This is a genomic window from Tenuibacillus multivorans, from assembly GCF_900103915.1.
Taxonomy (GTDB): Bacteria; Bacillota; Bacilli; order Bacillales; family Alkalibacillaceae; genus Tenuibacillus; species Tenuibacillus multivorans.
In genome coordinates this window covers 198,625-220,304 of sequence record NZ_FNIG01000001.1, presented here as the reverse complement: position 1 = coordinate 220,304, position 21,680 = coordinate 198,625, and the positions used below count along the sequence as shown (strand labels likewise).

The 21,680-nt window shown below is 37.9% G+C and carries 27 protein-coding genes and 1 riboswitch; of the genes, 10 read left to right on the top strand and 17 right to left on the bottom strand.

Going from position 1 to position 21,680, the window contains the following annotated elements; translation table 11 throughout:
- Window positions 1–16 precede the first annotated feature (16 nt).
- From BLP77_RS01140 to BLP77_RS01125, 4 genes are all read right to left on the bottom strand, one after another.
- Window positions 17–1,144: a CpaE/TadZ family protein gene (locus BLP77_RS01140; RefSeq protein ID WP_093855263.1), complete on the bottom strand. Its 1,128-nt coding sequence runs from the start codon at window positions 1,142–1,144 to the stop codon at window positions 17–19.
- Window positions 1,145–1,166: 22 nt separating this feature from the next.
- Window positions 1,167–1,922 (bottom strand): Flp pilus assembly protein CpaB, encoded by a 756-nt coding sequence (cpaB, locus tag BLP77_RS01135; protein ID WP_093855262.1) that lies wholly within the window; start codon window positions 1,920–1,922, stop codon window positions 1,167–1,169.
- 262 nt (window positions 1,923–2,184) lie between these two features.
- The gene (locus tag BLP77_RS01130) at window positions 2,185–2,793 is read right to left on the bottom strand and encodes a DUF3231 family protein (RefSeq protein WP_093855261.1); all 609 of its coding nucleotides are present in this window, start codon (window positions 2,791–2,793) and stop codon (window positions 2,185–2,187) included.
- Window positions 2,794–2,905: 112 nt separating this feature from the next.
- Entirely contained in the window at window positions 2,906–3,382 is a 477-nt protein-coding gene (locus BLP77_RS01125) for a PaaI family thioesterase (protein WP_093855260.1), read from the bottom strand.
- A 114-nt stretch (window positions 3,383–3,496) separates the two neighbouring features.
- Here BLP77_RS01125 and BLP77_RS01120 point away from each other — a divergent pair, with 114 nt between their 5' ends.
- Together BLP77_RS01120 and BLP77_RS01115 are read left to right on the top strand one after the other, a co-directional pair.
- Entirely contained in the window at window positions 3,497–4,735 is a 1,239-nt protein-coding gene (locus BLP77_RS01120; protein WP_176752914.1) for a GGDEF domain-containing protein, read from the top strand.
- 279 nt (window positions 4,736–5,014) lie between these two features.
- Window positions 5,015–5,740: a DUF421 domain-containing protein gene (locus BLP77_RS01115; protein WP_093855258.1), complete on the top strand. Its 726-nt coding sequence runs from the start codon at window positions 5,015–5,017 to the stop codon at window positions 5,738–5,740.
- Between the two features lie 184 nt (window positions 5,741–5,924).
- Here the strand turns inward: BLP77_RS01115 and BLP77_RS01110 are convergent, their stop codons facing one another.
- The gene (locus BLP77_RS01110; protein ID WP_245686788.1) at window positions 5,925–7,145 is read right to left on the bottom strand and encodes a YeeE/YedE family protein; all 1,221 of its coding nucleotides are present in this window, start codon (window positions 7,143–7,145) and stop codon (window positions 5,925–5,927) included.
- A gap of 439 nt (window positions 7,146–7,584) precedes the next feature.
- Between BLP77_RS01110 and BLP77_RS01105 the strand changes: the two genes are divergently transcribed.
- The gene (locus BLP77_RS01105) at window positions 7,585–9,255 is read left to right on the top strand and encodes a M4 family metallopeptidase (protein ID WP_245686770.1); all 1,671 of its coding nucleotides are present in this window, start codon (window positions 7,585–7,587) and stop codon (window positions 9,253–9,255) included.
- A gap of 34 nt (window positions 9,256–9,289) precedes the next feature.
- Here the strand turns inward: BLP77_RS01105 and BLP77_RS01100 are convergent, their stop codons facing one another.
- From BLP77_RS01100 to BLP77_RS01080, 5 genes are all read right to left on the bottom strand, one after another.
- Entirely contained in the window at window positions 9,290–9,892 is a 603-nt protein-coding gene (locus BLP77_RS01100; RefSeq protein WP_093855256.1) for a phosphodiester glycosidase family protein, read from the bottom strand.
- Between the two features lie 75 nt (window positions 9,893–9,967).
- On the bottom strand, window positions 9,968–10,792 hold the full coding sequence (locus BLP77_RS01095) for a MetQ/NlpA family ABC transporter substrate-binding protein (RefSeq protein WP_093855255.1): 825 nt from the start codon (window positions 10,790–10,792) through the stop codon (window positions 9,968–9,970).
- 15 nt (window positions 10,793–10,807) lie between these two features.
- Window positions 10,808–11,470: a methionine ABC transporter permease gene (locus tag BLP77_RS01090; RefSeq protein ID WP_093855254.1), complete on the bottom strand. Its 663-nt coding sequence runs from the start codon at window positions 11,468–11,470 to the stop codon at window positions 10,808–10,810.
- Window positions 11,460–12,476, bottom strand: coding sequence for a methionine ABC transporter ATP-binding protein (locus tag BLP77_RS01085; RefSeq protein WP_093855253.1), 1,017 nt, complete (start codon window positions 12,474–12,476; stop codon window positions 11,460–11,462). Before BLP77_RS01085 ends, BLP77_RS01090 begins: the two co-directional genes overlap by 11 nt.
- A gap of 94 nt (window positions 12,477–12,570) precedes the next feature.
- A riboswitch (SAM riboswitch) is annotated at window positions 12,571–12,688 on the bottom strand.
- Window positions 12,689–12,891: 203 nt separating this feature from the next.
- Window positions 12,892–13,845: an MBL fold metallo-hydrolase gene (locus BLP77_RS01080; RefSeq protein ID WP_093855252.1), complete on the bottom strand. Its 954-nt coding sequence runs from the start codon at window positions 13,843–13,845 to the stop codon at window positions 12,892–12,894.
- Window positions 13,846–13,938: 93 nt separating this feature from the next.
- Here BLP77_RS01080 and BLP77_RS16210 point away from each other — a divergent pair, with 93 nt between their 5' ends.
- A complete protein-coding gene (locus tag BLP77_RS16210) occupies window positions 13,939–14,217 on the top strand; it encodes a hypothetical protein (RefSeq protein WP_093855251.1) in 279 nt (92 codons plus the stop codon).
- Window positions 14,210–14,473, top strand: coding sequence for a hypothetical protein (locus tag BLP77_RS01070; protein WP_093855250.1), 264 nt, complete (start codon window positions 14,210–14,212; stop codon window positions 14,471–14,473). The genes BLP77_RS16210 and BLP77_RS01070 overlap by 8 nt, the downstream gene beginning before the upstream one ends.
- Here BLP77_RS01070 and BLP77_RS01065 read toward each other — a convergent pair.
- Entirely contained in the window at window positions 14,448–14,912 is a 465-nt protein-coding gene (locus BLP77_RS01065; RefSeq protein ID WP_093855249.1) for a GNAT family N-acetyltransferase, read from the bottom strand. The genes BLP77_RS01070 and BLP77_RS01065 overlap by 26 nt on opposite strands.
- 133 nt (window positions 14,913–15,045) lie before the next feature.
- On the opposite strand from BLP77_RS01065, the gene BLP77_RS01060 reads away from it, so the two are divergent.
- Window positions 15,046–15,408 carry a nuclear transport factor 2 family protein gene (locus tag BLP77_RS01060; RefSeq protein ID WP_093855248.1) on the top strand — a complete coding sequence of 121 codons (363 nt, stop codon included), beginning with the start codon at window positions 15,046–15,048 and terminating at the stop codon, window positions 15,406–15,408.
- Window positions 15,409–15,431: 23 nt separating this feature from the next.
- Here BLP77_RS01060 and BLP77_RS01055 read toward each other — a convergent pair whose 3' ends face one another.
- Genes BLP77_RS01055 through BLP77_RS01045 form a run of 3 tightly spaced genes read right to left on the bottom strand, consistent with a single transcriptional unit; the run spans window position 15,432 to window position 17,262 of the window.
- The gene (locus BLP77_RS01055) at window positions 15,432–15,881 is read right to left on the bottom strand and encodes an NUDIX hydrolase (protein WP_093855247.1); all 450 of its coding nucleotides are present in this window, start codon (window positions 15,879–15,881) and stop codon (window positions 15,432–15,434) included.
- A complete protein-coding gene (locus BLP77_RS01050) occupies window positions 15,881–16,366 on the bottom strand; it encodes a GNAT family N-acetyltransferase (RefSeq protein WP_245686769.1) in 486 nt (161 codons plus the stop codon). Before BLP77_RS01050 ends, BLP77_RS01055 begins: the two co-directional genes overlap by 1 nt.
- Window positions 16,367–16,380: 14 nt before the next feature.
- A complete protein-coding gene (locus tag BLP77_RS01045) occupies window positions 16,381–17,262 on the bottom strand; it encodes a LysR family transcriptional regulator (protein WP_093855245.1) in 882 nt (293 codons plus the stop codon).
- Window positions 17,263–17,371: 109 nt separating this feature from the next.
- Here BLP77_RS01045 and BLP77_RS01040 point away from each other — a divergent pair, with 109 nt between their 5' ends.
- Entirely contained in the window at window positions 17,372–18,460 is a 1,089-nt protein-coding gene (locus BLP77_RS01040; protein WP_093855244.1) for a citrate synthase/methylcitrate synthase, read from the top strand.
- Window positions 18,461–18,499: 39 nt separating this feature from the next.
- Here BLP77_RS01040 and BLP77_RS01035 read toward each other — a convergent pair whose 3' ends face one another.
- Entirely contained in the window at window positions 18,500–19,006 is a 507-nt protein-coding gene (locus tag BLP77_RS01035; protein ID WP_093855243.1) for a GNAT family N-acetyltransferase, read from the bottom strand.
- A 137-nt stretch (window positions 19,007–19,143) separates the two neighbouring features.
- On the opposite strand from BLP77_RS01035, the gene BLP77_RS01030 reads away from it, so the two are divergent.
- The 3 genes from BLP77_RS01030 to BLP77_RS01020 all read left to right on the top strand — a co-directional run bounded on the left by BLP77_RS01030 (window position 19,144) and on the right by BLP77_RS01020 (window position 20,210).
- Window positions 19,144–19,335 (top strand): hypothetical protein, encoded by a 192-nt coding sequence (locus BLP77_RS01030; protein ID WP_093855242.1) that lies wholly within the window; start codon window positions 19,144–19,146, stop codon window positions 19,333–19,335.
- A complete protein-coding gene (locus BLP77_RS01025) occupies window positions 19,332–19,676 on the top strand; it encodes a GNAT family N-acetyltransferase (protein WP_093855241.1) in 345 nt (114 codons plus the stop codon). Before BLP77_RS01030 ends, BLP77_RS01025 begins: the two co-directional genes overlap by 4 nt.
- Before the next feature lie 117 nt (window positions 19,677–19,793).
- The gene (locus BLP77_RS01020; RefSeq protein ID WP_093855240.1) at window positions 19,794–20,210 is read left to right on the top strand and encodes a helix-hairpin-helix domain-containing protein; all 417 of its coding nucleotides are present in this window, start codon (window positions 19,794–19,796) and stop codon (window positions 20,208–20,210) included.
- A 35-nt stretch (window positions 20,211–20,245) separates the two neighbouring features.
- Here the strand turns inward: BLP77_RS01020 and BLP77_RS01015 are convergent, their stop codons facing one another.
- Entirely contained in the window at window positions 20,246–20,968 is a 723-nt protein-coding gene (locus BLP77_RS01015) for an amino acid ABC transporter ATP-binding protein (RefSeq protein ID WP_093855239.1), read from the bottom strand.
- On the bottom strand, window positions 20,969–21,619 hold the full coding sequence (locus BLP77_RS01010) for an amino acid ABC transporter permease (protein WP_093855238.1): 651 nt from the start codon (window positions 21,617–21,619) through the stop codon (window positions 20,969–20,971).
- Window positions 21,620–21,680 lie beyond the last annotated feature (61 nt).

Below are 21,680 nucleotides of genomic sequence, written 5' to 3'. Positions count from 1 at the left end.
ATTACCCCCAACTAAATTATTTCAACATTGAGTGAACCCATTTATGTATATCCTTCGCAAAGGGTGGCAGCTTCTTTTCCTGAGGTTCTTTTCTTAACGGCTCACCTTGATTAATTTTGGCTTGCACATTTTTAATGTCTCTTTTAATCTCGGCTGCTACAGGATAAGATACGAATCGTTCTAAATCTTTTTTAGTCAACTCTACATCTTTGTTTTTATAATTAATCACAACCTCAAGTTTTTCTTGTGTATTAAGACCTAAACGATGGAATAAACTTTCTACACTTTTTAAAATGCGTAGAGAAATTGTATTTAAGTCCATGACATAATAAACTCGATTAGCTTCTTCTAAAGATGTTAAGGTGCGCTCATCCATCCAACCAGGTAAATCAACTATTATAAAATCAAAATTTCGCTTACTTGCTCGTAAAAGACGCAGAACAAAATCCTCAGAAATTTTTTCAGCCATTTCTGCATCTTTTGGACTAATGAGAATATTGAGGTTGGAATGGTTTTCTTTCTCGGATACATTTCGTATATGGTGTTCACCAAGCTCATTTATGACAGGAATTAAATCAATAATCGAACGATTACTATCTAATCCCAAATATGATTCTGCTCCACCATAAAGTAAATTCAAATCTATAAATAGTACCTTCGCGGTAGACTCTAATTTCAAAGTCTGAGCGAAAGTCGTGCTAATCAATGACTTACCTGTTCCACCAGAACCACTATAAAATGCAAATATTTTTCCTCCGCCGCGTTTAAAACCTTCAACTTCATTCAAAACGTCACTTTTACTTTGAATCTCTCTAGTGATTTCATCCAACCGTTCCCTTAAGATTATCTCTTCTCCAGGAACAATAAAATAATCTGCAACACCTAAGCGATTAAGACTTCTTAATAAATCAAAGTTTTCCCGATCACTTACACAAATTATGAATGCGTTTGGGAATTCGGATAATGCCATTTGTGCCATATCAGCCGTTGAATCACTTTTACTCGTGATTAGAATGATTTCTGCGTCTATTTTTCTAAAGTCAGTTGTTGAAATAGATTTTAATTGAAAATCTTCTTTTAATTGTTCATGTAACGTTGAATTTAATTCATCATGGTCTCCTAAGACATATATATTTTTACTCATAAGGTTCCTCCACGACTAAGTGTTATTCCTGACCATTTTCGTTTTGGTCGTTTGCTTCTTCACTGGTTTCGTTTTGTGTTTCATCGTTTATTTCCTCTTCTGGCTGTTCTTCTTGTGATTCTGTAATTTGCTGCTGCCCTTCCTCAGGCAGTTGTGTTTGTTCTGATGGTACTGCAGTTGTACCTACATTCGCTTTAACAATTCGTAAACGATCAGCATAATGTTGCATATGGATTAATTCATCCGCTTTATTAAACGGAACCTCTAGCTGAATCCCTTTATTTTCTGAAGCAATACTTGCCACTTTTATATCCTGCATAAATATTTCCGTAACAGGTTCATCTTCAAAGGTGTGTGACACAAATAGATCAACACGATCATTCGGTGTAAACTTATCATCGAAAGCGATTCTTGAGGATTGGATTAAAGAAACGAGGCGGTTGTTTTCTTCACTGACGGACGATGCTGGTTTCAGCATATTTTCTGTAAATATCTCGCCACTTTTTAACGGTACTAAGGAAACTTTCCCCTCAAAAAGGCTAATATTTGTAATGTATTCATCTCGTTCGTACTTTTTGGGGATCTCTGTTGTTGTAATCGCATCAGGAGTAATGATTTTCCTAGAGTCAATATCTTGATTCGCTATGTATACTGTTACCATTGTCCCTAAATTATCATTAATGGACTGAACTTTATTTAACACTAAATATCCGGAGACTGCGGCAAAGATAACGGCTAAGATAAAAAATATAATGGCTTTCCGCTTTGATTCCAGCATTTTTACAACCTACTTTCCAATTGCAGTATCTTTACTTAATTTCATTGCAAAACTTCAATATTAAAACTATATTATTTTTCCCAATCAAAAATTACTTTGAATTCAAGATAATATTGATATAGCGCGGTTTTTGAAAGATTCTATGAATTCATGTTACCAAACGAGGAAAATTTTTCTATGATGCATATTAACTAAAAAAAGACCCAAAACTCTTGGGTCTTTTTAATTACATAATTACCTAAAATTATGAAATTGTTAACAATTAATTACTGCCTTGATTTTTATTACTTTGATTAAATTGCATATTTGGTGCGCCTGGTGGATTATAAGCCGGTGGTCGTTTGAGCCAACCTCTTTTACGCATGATCTCTTTGGCACTAAAGCCTAGTGAAAACTTATCGACTTGAAATTTCAAAAACATCAGTCCAACATCCGTTCGTATACATTGACTGGCAGCTGCAGCGCACATATCACCTGCATATACAAAGTTAATACTTAATGTATTCATCAACTCATCATCAGTTAATTTTGTCCCCTCTGGTACTGCTTTAGGGTCAGCCTTAGGCTTGTGTTCAGGTGAAGAAGGTAATGGGACGCCCTCTTTTAACATAAAGTCTCTTAATTCTTGCTTATGTGAATTAGCCACCTTTAAAGCATCTGGGATAAATTTTTGTACATCCTGATCCGTTGTCATATTTAGGCCTATCTCTTCATAAGAGATAATGCTTTCAACAAATGCTAAGTAGGTCCAACAAGCCATAACTTCACCAATATGAAGTTGATCTTTTCGGTTGTCATTTAATGATTTTAAGACCTGTAAGGAAGACTCAAACCATTTACCAAAATTATTACTATTATTTTTGTTGGGCATAACGTTAACCCCCAATTTAGATTTACCTTTATTTTGAACTAAAATGGAGGTATTATTCAGATTCACGAGGGAAAATCTTTAGTCTTACATGTTTCACCTCATTATGTTTAAACTAAGCTTTAAACGTATTTGGCATCAAAACCGCGATGACTTCACCTTTTACAACGATATCGTCACCGGCATAAACATCGGTATGTACTTTAAATTTTTTAGGGTGTATTTCTTCAATTGTACCTACGGCTTTTAATGTGGTGTGCTGGGGTGTTGGTTTTAGAAATTTGACTTCTAAGGAGCCTGTGACAAATCGTGGTGGTTCAACATCACCTTCTGGTTCGTGTCCATTTTTGCGATGTAGTGCTAATGAAGCTGACCCTGTTCCGTGGCAGTCAATCAATGATGCAAGTAATCCTCCATATACAAACCCTGGAACGGCAGTTTGTTCTGGGTTAGGATCATAGTAGGTAACGGTTTGTTCTCTGTCCCAGCCTGTTCGAAAATGATGTCCACCCTCATTTAGTCGTCCACAGCCATAACAATGTGAAAAATCGTCAGGATATACGTCTTGGATAGCATGTGTCACTTTTGACATTTAGATCACCTCTTTAAAATATTTTGGTTGTATACAGGACTATTTTACTATATTATAATAATGATTGAAATTTTCAGAAATAACGTGACTTATTTCTCACTTGAGGGATGCCTTATGCGCAAGGATCAATGGTTTATTGGAATCTTATTTATCGCTTCTGTTTTATTAGCCTTGTTTTTTGGTTTTCGAAATTTAGAAAACGACACCCTTATTTTCACTATACTATTATATTGGTTTTTCTCAACTGTTTATTTTAATTTACGTTACGTAGTGAAAATGAATAAAGGGGCCACCATTGACTATGGGATTAATTATAGCTTATCAATCGGTATTTTTGCCGGTCCCCTTGGCGTGTTGATTTACGAATTACTTTATCACTTCTCAGTTTACACATCACGGAAAATCACGAAAACGGCTGACCACGATGAATTGTCACATACGTTCTACAATGTTGGTACTTTTACCTTAACAACGACACTGGCCTATTGGCTTTTTAATACGTTTGCAGGGCATTTTTCTGTTCTACCGTTAGGTTTCTGGATTTTATTTATTTTAATCATGTTCATAACTGTCATGATATCAGATGCTTTTTTATTAACAGTCCTTCATTTACTAGGGGAGATTACGAATCGTGTGGAAGCTGTTGAATTTTTCAAAATGCGAAGTTTGACAGATACGATGAAAACAGCTTTAACGAATGCCTTCTTACTTTATTTATTGTTTGAAAACCATATGGAACTTGTATTTATTTTCTTCATTATTAATTATACGATTAACCGCTCAATTGCTTTTAAGGCCAAGGCGACCCAGGATCGAATTGAGCGAGATCAGTTTGAGAAAATGGCTTATACCGATTTCTTAACGAGTGCATACAATCGTGCGTTTATGAATAAGCGAATTGAAGAATTAGCTGCTCAGCAAAGCGGTGAAAACCTTGGTATTATCTTAGCTGATTTGGACAATTTTAAGCAGATCAATGACGCGTATAATCATCATGTCGGTGATCAGATCATCCAGCATTTCGTCGATTTAATGCGCAAACATCTTGGAAAAAGTGGTGAAATTTTTCGAAGTGGTGGGGAGGAATTCACATTATTCATTTATGACAAGGGATTTGATGAGACCTGTGAATTGATAGAAGGACTACGAACAGCTATTAAAGAGAAACCTGTTCTTGTGGATTATTCAGGTGAGCCGGTAAATGTCCATTATACATCATCCTTTGGCCTATATTATTTTCAAATCACTGATAAGAATTCGATTGAAAAGGCCCATATTCATGCAGATGATTTATTATACGATTCTAAAGAACTGGGAAAAAATCGTTTGACAGTCCATCATGAATCAAGCTGAAACCAATCCGTTATCTATTAACGGGTTGATTTTTTATGTATACGTTTTGTTGGATCTGGTCAAAATGGTAATGTTATAGATTATGGAATAGGTTGTGAGCAGTCATGGAGATGATTGTGGTCTCTACGAAACTATTTATTGGATTAAGAAATAAGCTGACGATGATCATTCGAAATTGAAGGATAGATCTTTTTTGCGGAAGGACTTGAAGGTGAGTGAATGTATATTTCGACTTATAAACCTGAAGCGAGTATGACTTAGTCAAAGGAGAGCTTGAAGATGGATGAGACGTTAAAAGAATCACTAATTGTTTTAGGTCGTATTATCACCATCTTTCCTTTATTATTACTGGTTACGATTTATATGGGGAAACGTGCTATCGGTGAACTACCGATTTTTGACTTTTTAATTGTCATTACACTTGGCTCTATTGTAGGTGCCGATATTGGGGACCTTTCTATTAACCATTTGTATACAGCCATTGCGATCGTAGCTATTGGTTTATTACAAAGAGGCGTTGCCAAGCTGAAAATCATGAATCGAACAATCGGTCGTCTCATTACCTTTGAACCGACAGTGGTTGTGCAGGACGGGAAAATTTTAAACCAAAACTTAAAAAGGATCCGATACTCCATCGATAACGTCCTCCAGCTTTTACGTGAAAAGGATATTTTTGATATAAGTCATGTTCAAACCGCCATTATTGAGTCAGATGGTAGTATGAGCGTCATCAAAAAGCCTTCCAAAAAATCAGTCACATTAGAGGATATGGAATTACCGGTAGGTCGCTCGGCTATCGCTTTGCCAGTTATTATAGAAGGGAAAATTAATTCAGCAGGATTACAGTTTTTTAGCTTAAATGAAGGTTGGTTAAAAGAACAGCTTAGTCAGCGTGGTATAAAAGATCTTAAAGAGGTATTTTTTGCTTCGGTCAATTATGATTTAGAACTACATATCTCGTTAAAGGATGATACAGACCTACTCGTGCCAAGGTTTTTGCATTGATAAATTGTAAAACTTGGACACTTATAACGCTAACTTGGACACTCTCAGAGTAAACTTAGACAATTACTTTGCGAACTTGGACAATCAGAGGCACAACTTGGACAATTAGATGTGAAACTTGGACACTCAGGAAATTTCACTAATCATAGTAAAAAACTCTGGCAGCTAAGCCAGAGTTTTCGAATTAACAGAACGTATCTTTGATTTTTGGTACGGATAGCCCGAATAGTGGTCTGAGGTATAAGGCAATAAATGTACCGGCTAACGCTAGGATTCCCCAGATGTATCCGTGTAGACTAAAGGATGCGATTCCGCCGAAGTATGCTCCGATGTTACAACCAAATGCTAGACGTGCTCCGTAACCCATAAGCAGTCCGCCGATAATAGAAGCCATTACATTACCTTTTCTTAGTTTTGAAAACTTGAATAGCCCACCTGCGGCTGATGCTAGGAAGGCACCTAAGATGACACCGAAGTTAAGAACGGTTGTTGTATCAGCAAAAATTGATGCCTCTAAGGCTTGCGTATTACCTTGCCAATAGCCCCAGCTTGCTACATCAATACCGATAAAGTCAGCTGCTTTAGATCCCCAAAGCGCAAACGCAGATGTAATACCCCAAGGCGTACCGCGTGTCATTAATGTTAACGCATTTAAGACGGCAAGCACGATTGCTGCTGCAAATAGCGGCCAAGAACCGCGGAAAATACGTTTCCAGCCTTTAGCTGTTGGAAGTGGTGCCATTTTTGGTGCTTTTTTCTTTTTTTCAACTACTAACGTAATCCAAGCTATTAAACCGAATAATGCGATGGATACGGCCCATGCACCGCCATAACCTAGACCTGTTGATGTTGCTAATGAAACTGAGCCCATTGATGGTAAATCGTCTGTCCAGAATGGTAAATGTGCAGCGCCAATGGTTGCACCAACGATGAAGAAGATTAGTGTCACAAACATGACGGTACGTCCTCCACCGATTGCGTAAAGTGTCCCTGATGCACAACCACTACCTAGTTGCATACCAATACCGAACATAAATGCACCAACGATTAAACTCACACCTACTGGTGAGACATAGCCTGATGCACCAGTTCCAAAGAAAGAAACACCATAAGCAAGAATTGGTGCAAATAGTGTTACCGCTACACCAAGCATCAACATGTGTGATCGTAGCGCTTGACCGTTACCGACTGACATAATGCGTCTAAATGCGGATGTAAAACCAAAACGTGCATGAAATAATGTATAACCTAATAAGAGTCCAAGTAGTAATAGTACGGGTTGCATAGCTGCTTGCGTCATCATGAGATAGACCATAAGAATTCCAGCTACAACTAATCCCCCGACAATTAATTTCGTTTGCGGTTTATTTAAACCCGTAGTTTCAGCTACAGAATTGCTTTTCATTTCTGTTTGTACTTTCGTTGTTGCCGTTGCCATTCATTAACACTCCTTTTCTGATAAACTTACTCGGAATTTACAACATTATATATACTAATAGGGATTTCTGTTCGTGTCAAAGGAAAAAATTATGAATCTATTTAACACCTTTTTCTACTTAAAGTGAAATGAACCTCAATTTAATAAACCACTTTATGAAATTTTTGTCTCATCCTCAAATATGTAGTCCTACTCTCCTAACTTTCTATTAAAACTAGCAATCACGACTTAAGTCTTGTAAAGCGACTCAAGACCTCTCTGCCTATAGGCTATACCAACATTTTATTACGATACCATGTTATAAAGGTACTAATTTTATTAAATTGTAAGATAATTCAAAATAATCATGACAATTCAATTCTATCAATCTATAATATGAATTATATTTTCTTGGGAGGGATTTGTATTGAAGAAAACACAGTACGCGACATCTGTTGCACTAGCATCAACGCTATTATTTAGTAGTTTTACGGTGAGTGATGCTTTAGTAGAGGAGGATTTTCAAGCTCCAAATGTTATGTCGCAACAGAAGATGAAGGAATTTAATGAACATGTTCCAGTCTTCGTGAAGGAAAAGTTCTCCGAGCGTTTTGCTAGTAGCGATGCTAAAAATGCCATGGCCTATTTGAAGAAGAATGAAAAGGCCCATGGGATTGAGCAGGCCGAACAAAACCTAAAATCTAAGAACGTGGAGAAAGACGAGCTCGGAATGACACACATCCGCTTCAACCAAGAGAAAAATGGTGTTCCGATTGAAGGCACCGAAGTTATTGTTCACTTCAATAAGCAAAATGAGGTCGTCTCCGTCAATGGACATTACAATGAGGATATCCTGAAAACTGACCTCAATACATCTCCAACGATTAACCCTACTGACGCCATAGACAAGGCGAAATCATCTGTAGATGCTCCGAATGATATGAGATACAATCCTACTTCTCAACTTGTGATTTACCCATTTAATGATGAAAGTTATTTAGCTTACAAAGTAAATCTTACCTTTTTAACGGATGAACCTGGTAACTGGTTTGTTTATGTCGATGCCCAAAATGGACAAGTCATCGATCAGTTCAATGCGCTTCATCCTTTGGAAGATTATGAAGGTGAGCATCATGAAGGTGTTGGAAAAGGTGTTCATGGTGAACTCCGTGAAAACATGCACATGACAAAATTGAAAGGAGAGCAGGAAGGAACTCAATTTGTACTGTCAGATGAATCGCATGCAGGTTTAGATGGCATTTATACGTTTGATTACGATACAGAGGAATTGGCAGCTAATAATAGTGCAGCATTTATTAGTGAATACGACCACCCAGCTGTTGATGCGCACTATAACTCAGAAATCGTCTATGAGTACTATAAAGGGGAACATGACCGTAACTCGCTAGACGATGAAGGTATGCCTATTATTTCATACGTCAACTTCGGGACGGATTTCAACAACGCATTTTGGAATGGTCGTCATATGACGTACGGGAACGGTGATGGTGATTTCATGGTCCCATTATCAGCAGGACTTGATGTAGCTGCACACGAGATGACGCATGGTGTTATTACACACACCGCTAATTTAGTTTACCGTAACCAATCAGGAGCCTTAAACGAGGCATTTGCTGATATTTTTGGAGCCATTATTGATGATGAGAACTGGGAGTTAGGCGAGGATATTATGGGGCCAGGTGCTATTGAAGATGGTCGCACAGCACTTCGTAGTTTAAGCGATCCTAGTAAATTCCCAGTTAATGAGGATTATATTCCTTATGGTAATGGTGATGGTATGTATCCTTCACATATGGATGAATACTACGACTTACCATTATGGTTAGATAATGGCGGTGTTCATATTAACTCATCTATCATTAACCATGCTGCTTATTTAACCGGACAAGAACTCGGTCGTGACAGGCTTGGTCAAATCTATTACCGTGCACTAGAGCACTATTTAACACCTTATTCCGACTTCCAAGACGCACGTCAGGCAGTTGTTCAATCAGCCGTCGATTTATATGGTGAAGATAGTGAAGAAGCATTAGCAACCGCAAGTGGTTTTGATCAAGTTGGCATTTATGAGGAATAATTAATAGACAAGGGGAGCGGAACTCCCCTTGTCTTTATTTAAGTTTAATGATAAAAGGTACTGCCCTTTTTTTACCACTCGGATCATAATCATAACTGTTATAGGCCATTTGTGAAGAACCGCCACCATCGAGGTTAACGATTGTGTTTAAGTCATATCCCATTATGTTTAAATCAGTTATACATTCCGGTATGGTAACCTTTTTAACCGTTTGGATTAAATGAACCTTTTGATCTTGTTGTGCAATTAAGGTTCGATATGCCTTAGAGAAGTATTTTCCTCCATATTTATAATTATCTCGGTTAAAATCTTTACCACCAACGGCAAAATACACTTGACCTACTTTACCTTCAAGCTCTGATATAGTTAAAGCATTCGTGCAGCCCATTTGTTCATCATCCGTAATGTAAAACGTCCAGCTGTTTACATTTGGTTGTGATGTTTGATTTACCGATTGTCCTTTTGTATAGTGGATATTTAGAACATCCCTTGATCTCGAGAAAAACCCTCCATTCACACCATCATGACCACTATCAAATAGTGACTTACCAATATATTCAGTAGCAATATGGTATGGTTCCACGCTTATGATGCGGTAGATTGAATGTTTTCCTGCTTTTTTCTTAAACCTTGACATGTCATTCCCTCTGTTAGTTTAGATTGTTCCCTTTCATTATAACCCACCGCGGAGAGTGAATGACATCATCATGCTCTACCAACCAATATCCTCTAGTGGTACAAAGGTTGGAATAAGGGAATTATTATAAACCTCACGAATATGATCGGCTACGACTTCTTGTTGATAAATCTCAGCAATTTTTTGGTATGTTTCATGATCAGTTTCATCTGCGCGTGCGGCGATAATGTTAATGTATGGTGTTGCCGTATCATCCTCGATAAAAATAGCGTCTTCAACTGGGAGGAATCCAGCTTCGATAGCGACACCATTATTGATAACCGAAATCGCCACATCTGGTAATACTCGTGGTGTTTGAGCAGCTACAATTGGTTCAAATTTAAGTCCTTTAGGATTTTCAACAATTTTATCAATCGCACCATTTCCATCAAAGTCTTCTGGTAGTGTGATTAATCCAGCCTTTTCGAGTAAAAGTAGTGCACGGCCCATGTTCGTCGCCTCTTTTGGTAGGGCGACCTTTCTACCTTCAGGGATTTCATCTACACTTTCATATTTGTCGGAATAAATGCCCATAGGTGCGATATAAGTTGATGCAATCGGTGCTAAATCCAAATCATGTTCTTCTATAAAAGAATCAAAGTAAGACACTGTTTGAAAAGCGTTTAAGTCAATGTCACCATCCGCCAATGCTAGGTTCGGACGGACATAATCAGCGAACTCAACTAATTCAATTTCAATACCTTCTTCCGCAGCAAGCTCCTTCATTTTTTCCCAAACTGGAACACCTGAGCCGTTTAATCCAACTTTAACGGTTTCATCAGATGAACCTGATGAACCACAACCCGCTAAAATAATTGATAATACTAATAATGCCAAACTAATATTTAATAATTTTTTCATGTTTATTTCCCCCTGTTATAATCTTCGTAGTTTTTTAGATAAGTAATTTCCTAGTGTTTGAACGATTTGAACGAGTATGACGAGTAAAATCACCGTCACGATCATGACGTCCGTTTCAAATCGCTGATAGCCGTAAGTGATGGCTAAGTCACCCAATCCACCACCACCAACAAATCCTGCCATGGCAGATGCCCCGACTAATCCAATGGTGGCAATCGTAATGTTTAACACAATCGAGCTTAATGCCTCTGGCAAGAGCACGCGGTAGATGATTTGCCAGGTTGATGCTCCCATTGCTTCAGCCGCTTCAACGACACCTTTATTAACCTCTAGTAAACTATTTTCAACGAGTCGCGCGATATACGGACCCGAGAAAAAGACAAGTGGTACCACGGCAGCTGCCGTACCGATAGAGGTTCCGACAATGAACCGTGTAATCGGTAAAATGGCAACGAGTAAGATAATAAATGGAACCGATCGGAAAAAGTTAATTATGATGTTAAGAGTATTAAATACTGGACGGTTTTCCATTAAACCCTGGTCCCGGGTTACAACCAGTGCAATCCCTAGAGGAATACCTATTAAGCAGGCTAAAACTAATGCAATAAACACCATGACAAGCGTTTCGTTGGTTGCTTCTAATATTTTCGGCCAAAATTCGAGTAAATTAACTTGCATCAACCTTCACCTCTTGTATGCGTACAGCTTGTTGGATGTCATTAACGGCTTTAAGAATTTCCTCCTGATTGCCTTGGAACTCAACCACTAAATTTCCAAATGGTATGTGCTGTAGCTCTGTAATTTGCCCATAAAGTACATTGACATCAACGTCAAATTTTTTCGCCACGCTGGATAAAATGGGTTTTCCAGCTGTCCCTTCATTAAATGTCACGCGATAAATATGACGGCTTTCCACTTCACTTAAAATGGACGCTGGAATCTCGTCATTCATAACACTCTGCACAAATTTTTGCGTCGTTGGATGCTGTGGATTTGAGAATAGGTTAAAAATCGTGTCTTGTTCGATGACGCTACCATCCTCCATAACCGCCACGCGATCACAAATTTTTTTAATGACGTTCATCTCGTGCGTTATCATCAAAATCGTGATGTTGTACTCATCGCGTACTTTTCTTAAAAGCTTTAAGATCGACTTAGTCGTTTCTGGGTCAAGAGCTGAAGTTGCCTCATCGCAAAGCAATATACTTGGTGATGTCGCCAGTGCCCGAGCTATTCCGACACGTTGTTTCTGACCACCCGATAGCTGATCTGGATAATGTTTTGCCCGATCTTTCAATCCGACAAAATCAAGGATTTCTTCTACTTTCTCCTTCACCTCATTCTTGGGTGTACCCGCTAATAACAACGGAAAGGCTACGTTGTGATAGACCGTCTTAGTTTCGAGTAAATTAAAATGCTGAAAAATCATACCGATATTACGGCGAATGCCTCTTAGTTCACGAGTTGATAAGGCTGACAGGTCTTGATCATTGATCAAGACCCTCCCCGAAGTCGGTCTTTCTAATTGATTTACTAACCGTATTAATGTACTTTTACCAGCCCCACTAAAACCGATGACCCCAAAGATTTCACCTTTTTTAATTTCAAGGTTAACCTGATCAACTGCTGTTAACTTGCCACCTTCATGTTCGAATGTCTTCGTAACCTGATCAAAGCGAATCATCGAATCTATTCCTCCTAACCAAAATAAAAACCCTCTCCCCTTATCCAAAATGAATAAGAAGAGAGGGTTGGAATAACAAATATGTACCCTGCTATTCTTATCTTCCAAATACTCATCTCGAGTATTTGCTGGAATTGGCACAGTATCTGAACGAAATCAGATCCGCTGCCGAGGTATCTAAGGGCCAGTCCCTCCACCTCTCTGGATAAGAAGAATGTATTTTTATTAAAATGTGATGTTGTTAATCATAATCCCATTTGATAAAACTGTCAACTATAAATTTTTTAAAAAAGACTGTAGATTCTTCTATGTACTCTGATACCTTATCTAGAGCTCTAAAATAATGAACTATTTATGCGACTTTGAATGAATCTTAACCTAAGTATTAAAACCAATCATTCTTACTTTGAAAAATCTAGCCTTCCTTTTTACCTAAATAATCCACAATCCCCATAGCACAAACCTTCATATCGAGATCTAGGTAATTATAAATGATATGGTTGCTTGGGATGTTTTGTTCGACTAAATGCGTGGTTACGATATTTTTCAACCCTTCAGTTACAGCAACACTTTTTTCTTCAAATGAAGTGTCAGGTTTTTCTTCAAACACCTTTTCCCCCACTTCCACAAAACGAGGTAACCAAAATCTAATTTGTTCATAAACATGTTCAGGATCTCGAGAACGTCCGTAATGTCCAAAGTATATTTGGTCAACGTTTAGGCTTTCGATTTTTTCTAAAGAGTTCAACATTGCATCTGGATCGAATTGATTCGGTGATGTTGAGGGCAGTACAAAATTTAACCCTTCAGCCTGAGGGTAATAAACGCCAATCGTATCACCCGTAAATATGCCGTTACTTAAGGAATCGTGAATACTAAAATGATGTTTCGCATGGCCTGGGGAATCGTAAAAGGTTAGGACGCGATCTTCATCAATTTTTAAGGAATCCCCTTCATTCATTTCAATTAAACGGTCTTCAGGTACAGGAACAATAGGGTCAAACAACTCATCAAATTGCTCACCGTAGACTGCACGTGCCCCAGCAATTAATTTACTCGGATCGGCTAGGTGACGTTTTCCTTTTGGATGGACATAAACAGTCGCATTCGGGCAGCTTTCTAGTAAAAGACCTACTCCACCCGCATGATCTAGGTGAATATGTGTAACAATGATATGCTTAACGTCTTTAGGATCAATATTTAAATTTTTTAAGCCTTCTAACAAGTACGGAACTGACGGACTTGCACTTGTTTCAACAATCGTTAATTCTTCGGCATGCAGAATATATGACCCGGTTCTCTCTGGCATCTTTAAATCATACAAATCAATTAATGTTATTTGGTTTCCTAATGCTTTTGGCTGTGACATAGTAACCTCCTTGTAAGTACTCTCTATTTATATTTTCGATTTTTGATGGAAATAACCTTCTTATGGGAATGTTAATTTTTATTAACGTACATAATGTACATTTTATCATTCCTGGCGAGAAGACTCCCTCCTCAAGATGATGGTTCTGTCTCTGGTTCTCTAGTAGAAATACCGGATTTAATAGATAATGGCAATTCAATAGACCAACTAAAAAATAGATTAGCTATTCAATTGAAAGAATACGCCGAGGATTATTATCATGATTTTAAACGATACTACCATGCAAATAACCGTAGCCAGCACTTACCTATTATCCTTCAAACCCTTATTCAGGATGACCTTCATGGTGTTATACAACTGATCGATGCCTAAATGGAAAGACTTACGTAGATTTTTAATAAACGAAGGATATAGGTTTGTGCGTTATGGTAGTCGTGATGATATTTATGAAAAAACACTGCCTAACGGTGAAATTATGCGTGTTAGAGTATCGAAAAGTTCAGGAGAAATTAAACCTCCATTATTTAAAAGAATCCTAAAACAGCAAATCTTGGTGTTTCTAAAGAGTACTTTAATAAAAGAGTTAAGAAAAGAAAAAAATACTAAACCTTCCCTTTCATACGTATGACCTTCCCATCGAATTCAGGTCCGATTACTTTCATACCTAACTTCTTATAAAAAGATAATGCTTGATCATTGCTTGGCGCTACTCTTAAGTGAAATTCGGCAACTTGATGTTTTCCGAAAAATTTACGAGCGTACTCATCAAGCTTAATTCCAATCCCTTGCCCTCGTTTTTCTGGAACAAGGTAAAACAAATGAACATACCCTATTTCTTCTCCTTTGTATTCCCGAATAGATAACTCGAGTTGTCCGATTAACACCTCGTCTTCTTCGACCATAACAAAACCGTCTGGGAATTTTTCTTGGTTCTGTGCAAGCCACTGAATATAGCCATCAGGATCACCAAAGCCATCATCAGTTCCAAAGCTTACGATAAAGGAATCACGCCGAAACGCAATAGCCTTGGCTTTATGTTTAGTTAAATCAATCGGCAAAAAATTCATCGAAAATTCCCCTTTTAAAGATTAATCATTCATTTCGCTTACCATACTCAAAAACCTTCTTAGAATCAAATTTTCTTTAAAATTCTGTTATGCTATTAATAGTAGTTAAAACGGTGTTGAAAGGAGTTTGTATATGGCGACTGAAAAGCAAAAGTTTTTCGAGAGATTTAATCAGGCATTTATGACAGGTGATCGTGACTTTATATTAGATAGCGTGACTGATGATGTACAGTGGGAGATGGTTGGTGATGATATCATCGAGGGAAAAGAAACGCTAAGAGAGGCGCTTAGCGGAATGGAATCTAACGATAGTTTTAAGCTAACAATTCACCACACCATTACTCATGGCATTACCGCATCCGTCAACGGTGTGATTACGTTTACGACGGATGAAGGCGAAGATAAGAAGTACGGCTATTGTGATGTGTACAAGCTAAACAGCTTTAAGTCAGGGAAAATTAAAGAATTGACGTCTTATGTTATTGAGATGAAGTAGGGAATCCCGCCATGGCGGGATTTTTAATTAAGTGTTAAAAATTGATGAATAACGGGAATATCAGGTGGATTTAGTCTATCAGGCAGCTCATTAATATCGAAAAATTGCAAGCCTTCACTCTCATTATCATCGATTTTTAATTCCCCAGTGTATTCTGTACATATATAATTGGCTGTCACATTATACAGTTCATCACCGTGTGGAAGCTTGTAGTACTGTTCTTCACCGGAAAAAATATCTAAAAGTTTAAGTTTTTTCGGTGTTAATCCTGTCTCTTCTATCATCTCTCGTGTTGCGACCTCCTCGAGTGATTCACCAAGCTCCATTGAACCACCTGGTAGCCCCCAACATTGATTATCCTTACGCAAATGAAGTAATAGTTGTTTATCTTGGTTTAGAACGATCACACTAGCGCCTACAACAATTAAGGGTCTGTTTCCGACTAGATTTCTTAAGTCCTTAACGTATCCCATCACTTTTCATTCCCATCTATTTTATATATTTTTTGTTCAGCTCCGAACCTTTCAACTGTTTGTTCAAGCTTCATTCCGACCTTCTCCAGTAGTCGACATGATGCTAAGTTAGCTGATTGAGTCTCAGCCACTAAACGAGCGATTGATAGCTCTTCAAATGCATAATTGATCATTTTCTGAATAACTTCTGTTGCCACACCCTGTCCCCATGCTTCGGGCAAAAGTTGATAAGACACTTCCGTACTAACCTGATCATGGTGTTTATCCAGAGAAACTAGTCCGATAAAATCATTGTGGTGTTTCAACCGAACAACCCAGTACCATGAAGTTTCGTCCGTCAGCAAGGCTTGAAACTTTCCTCGAAAAGCTTGTTCATCTATTGTTCCGCCAAGATATTGACGCACTCTTTCATTTGAAAATAATCGAAATACTTCATCCAAATCTTTTTCTTCAAGTCTGTTCAACTGACATCGAACTGTTTCCATATCATTCACACCCATCATTGAAATTGATAACCTGACACAAAGTCTATGAATTCTGTTTCCAGTGAATGCTGGTATTTTGTTAAGGCATAGGTATTCACCTTGGGTAATGTTATATTCGGCATATCTACCTGCAAAATCCTTCCTTCTAGCAATTCTCTACGAATGGTTGACTTCGGTAAAAACGAAACACCGAAGCCGCTTAAAATAAACCGCTTCGTAATGTGATTTTGTGAAACCCTCATTGTTTTCGTTTTTGGAAATTTGGTTTTGATCTCATTTAATAATGCACCCCAGTAAACGGGATGATTGTGTGTAAGTAAATAGTTTTCTTCTAGGAGGTTAATCGGATCTAAGGCTGGGGCTGTTTCAGCATCCAATCCGTCGTGTGGAACGCAAAATACGACTTGGTCTTCGTATAGTTTCGTCTTTTGAAGTTGGTCTTGGCGGCTTTCTAATAATGTAAACCCGATATCGACAACCTCATCTGATACCGCTCGTTCGATTTGTGCCGACTCCATAATTTCGATTGAAATTTCGACTTCGGGGTTTTGTTCCAAATAGTTGTTCAATACAAAAGGCATGATTGTATCCGCAATTAAAGGTGAAATGGCTAGTCGGAGCTTTTTTCTATAACCTTGAGCAAACGATTGGATGTTTTCTAAACCTAACTGGTGCATGTCTAATAGCTGTTTAGCATGCGGAAGATAAATACGGCCTTCTTCGGTCAACCTTACAAAACGTTTCCCCCGTTTAAACAAAGTAACGCCTAACTCTTTTTCTAAAGCTTTGATATGGACGGTAACCGTAGGCTGTGAAACGTAAAGGGATTCTGAAGCTTTACGAAAATTGCCCAGTTCTGCAACCTTAACGAACGTTTTCATCCAGGAAAGTTCCATTGAGAACACCTCTGATTATATTTGTTAATCAATTACTTTAAAAATATTTAATGTTATTAATCAATCATACCTCATATACTAAAAGTAGACAATGTTTGGAGGGATGGTTATGATTCATAAAGGTCTTAAAGGTATTGTTTGCACGGAAACAAAAATAAGTATGATTGATGGGGAACAAGGACAGCTTGTTTATAGAGGTTATGATGCGAAAGCATTAGCTAAAGATTGTTCTTTTGAAGAAGTGGCATATTTATTATGGTATGGGGAGCTTCCTACAGAAAGGCAGTTAGATCATATCAAGGGCCAATTTAAATCAAGTCGCCAACTTCCCAACTACATGAAGCATATCATTGAACAGTTACCGGAAAGCTTAGATATGCTGGATGTATTACGTAGTGTGATTTCAACCGTTGAGCTTAGTTCTTTTGATGAACCCCGAGTTAAGGATGCGATCAAAATTACCACACTCGTTCCAGGGATAATCGCTTATCGATTGCATATAGTGAGTGGCAAGCTTTTTCCAGAAATTCGAGACGACCTTGACCATGTCGCCTACTATTATTACATGGTCACCGGTCAGGAACCGAAACTGGAACACGTCCGCGCACTAGAAACGTATATGATATTAACGATGGAACACGGATTAAATGCATCAACTTTTTCTGCGAGAGTGACCGTGTCTACTAAATCCGACCTCGCATCAGCTATTACATCAGCCATTGGCACGATGAAAGGACCGCTTCACGGCGGAGCGCCAACAGGAGTGCTCGAACTATTGAATGAAGCCGTTCAAACCCATGACATCCGATCCATGATCCAAGAAAAAGTACAACAAGGTGAAAAGCTTATGGGATTTGGTCACCGTGTTTATAAAACGATGGACCCTCGTGCGATAGCTTTAAAGGACGTTTTACAACAAAATAAACAGGATGATGACTGGTTTGATTTAGCATTAATAGTCGAAGAAATCGCCATTAGCGTTCTTGAAGAACTCAAACCCGGTCGAGGCTTATATACCAACGTGGAATATTATGCTGCCGCAGTGATGAATGAATTAGAGATAGACGCTAATTTGTTTACCGCAACCTTTACAGCTAGCCGTGTTGTCGGATGGTCCGCCCATGTGATGGAGCAGCTGTCCGATAATGTGATTTTCCGTCCGAAAGCCGAATATGTTGGACCTGTGTTTAATCATTAATAAAATTCCGCTCAAGGGCGGAATTTTTTATTATAACTTTTAATCTTCAGTTGCATACACATTGACGTTTTGTCCCTTAAGTTTGATTTGTTTATCTAAATACATACCTATTTTTTTAGCGACATTAAGGGATCCCCTATTATCAGGTTGAATAAGCGCAATTAGACGCCTTTCACCTAAATCGTATAGACCATACTTTACGAGCTCTTTCGCAATCTCTGTAGCATAACCTTTTCCCCAATGTTCACGTGCAATCCAATAGCCCACTTCTAGCTCGCCTTCACCTTCAATCCTTTGTGGAACTAATCCAGCATGTCCAACCCGCTCACCTGTTTCTTTTAAACAAATGACTTTTAGTCCATAGTCTGAATTCTGTTGATATGTACGTTGTATCCAGCTATAGAAGTTTTCGATTTCTTCTTTATCTTTTATGGACCCGTCACCAATATAGCGAACGACCTCCTGATTCGACAAAAGTGAAGTCAAAAACTCAACATCATTCTTTTGATATGGCCTAAGTATGAGTCTATTAGTTTGTATTTCCATTTTATAACTCCTTTTTCCATTTAGCTCTATTTAATTCTACTGAAAAATAAAGGAAATTTCACACGCTTGTCGAATCTTTATAGTTTAGGGGGAGGTTTGTGTATGAATCGAGTCGTCACATTTGAGGTTGAGTACAAATGAATAACATAAAGATTAGTGCATTAAACGAACAAGACCCAGAAATTGAATCGATCGGACGGTTATATTGTACGTCATTTATTGGAGGAAATTTTTCATCCAGTGATTTAAATCAAGCTATTGAAAATATAAAGAAGCATTCCAATTATGAAGGTTTTAAAGGACTAAAGCCGTCAAGGATGAGAAAATAGTTGGTTTTACCTATGGTTATACCAGTCTACCTCAGCAGTTTTATCGTCAAAAAATAGAACAACAACTATCAGTAGATGAAAGAAACACTTGGTTGGGCCATTGTTTTGAATTTGTTGAGCTAGCTGTTGATTCAAGTTATAAGCGCCAAGGAATAGGCGGGCAATTACACAATGAACTCTTATCCAACCTAACCCATCAGACATCTATCTTAACAACTCATATCGATAACCTTCCAGCGATTAATTTATACAAGCAAAAAGGATGGGACATGATTAAAACGAATGCCCCGATCATAACGGCAGACCATCTGCAGGTAATTATGGGTAAAAGATTAAACTAACAAAGGGTACATAACAAGATGTTTAGTGAGTTTTTAATATTAATTTTGAACTATTAAGGGTATATTGGAACTAAAACCCTTAAGCTTTCCTATAATGTTATTAAGAGGTGAATATTTATGTCTGTAAAATTAGATTTACAGGATGAAGAGCGTCAAAAGCTACGTGATGCGAAAATTATGTTAAAAGATATGCATCTCATTTCACCGATTGAACTATCAAAGGCTATTCAATGCACCTTTGAGCGCGCGAGATATGTTATTGGCCTTGCTACGTTTCAACGAATCCCATCAATTGGCTATCGTATGGCATATAATTTTGTTCATTATCTCAACATATATTCGTTAAATGAAATCAGGGATGAAGACCCAGCCCAATTATTTGACCGATTTGAAAGGATTGTTGGTGAATCGATTGATCCATGTGTGGAGGATCAAATTCGATGTGTTATCCATCATGCCAATTATCCTGGAAGTGAAAAGCTGTGGTATGATTTTACTGAAGAACGAAAAGCTTATCGCCAAGAAAATATGTAAAGGCAATCTCCATTAGTTTGAGATTGCCTTTCTTTTTATAGGATTTTACTTAGGAATGATTGTGTACGTGGGTTTTGTGGGTTATCAAAGATTTGCTTTGGATTGCCTTCTTCCATAATAATACCTTCATCCATAAAAAGTACCCGATCACCGACTTCCTTAGCAAAGCCCATCTCATGTGTCACCACAACCATGGTCATCCCTTCTTCTGCTAGGTCCTTCATAACCTGAAGCACGTCACCAACTAACTCTGGATCTAATGCAGAAGTTGGCTCATCAAACAACATCACCTTTGGATTCATGGCTAGTGAACGAGCAATCGCCACCCGCTGTTTTTGACCACCTGAGAGACTATCTGGATAAGCATCCGCTTTATCGGACAATCCAACCTTCTCTAATAATGGAATTGCCACATCTTTGGCTTGTTCTTCATACATACCTTTAACTTTAATCGGACCAAGTGTAATATTTTCTAAAACTGTTTTATGAGGAAACAGATTAAAGTGCTGAAAAACCATTCCGACTTGTGATCGTATTTCATTGATGTCAACTCTAGAGTCCGTGATGACATCGCCATCAATGATGACTTCCCCTGATGTCACTTCTTCTAATAGATTCAAACAACGTAAAAACGTACTTTTACCTGAACCTGATGGACCGATGACACAGACCACTTCTTGCTCATTTACTTGAGCATCGATTCCTTTTAATACCTCTAGATCACCAAACGATTTGTGTAAATCTCTAACTTTTATCATTTATACATCAAGCTTCCTTTCTACCCTACGCAAGATAATTGATGTTGGAATCGTAATAATTAAATAGAAAATACATACCATGATTAATGTTTCAAAAATCTCAAAAGTAGTATTGTAATATTGTTTTGCCATATATAAAACTTCACCAACAGCAATAACTGAAAATAATGATGTGTCTTTTAAACTAATAATAAATTGGTTACCTAGAGGTGGAATCATACGTTTGAAGGCTTGCGGCCAAATAATGTAACGCATCGTCTGTCTTTCTGTTAACCCAATCGCACGACCTGCCTCGCCTTGCCCCTTATCAATGGAATAAACAGCTCCTCTAACAATTTCAGCAATATAGGCACCTGCATTCATTGTGATAGCGATAATAGCAGCGGTGATTTCTCCAATATTAATTGCTGTTAATCCATAGTAGATAAATAATACCTGTGCTAGGATTGGTGTGCCTCTTACCACTTCTACGTAAACCGTACTGATCCAACGTAGAATAGATACTTTTGATAGTCTTCCTAAACCTGCGATTGCTCCCATAATAAACCCCAAAAACAGTCCAACTATTGTGATGTATAAAGTAAGCTGAATCCCTTCCCATAGGTAGGGTAATGATTTGACATAAGCCGAGTCCATTAAGTAGTCTATCATTCTAATTTATCTCTCCTTGAAAAATAGCGTAACAAGCAAAGTACTTGTTACGCTTGATTTC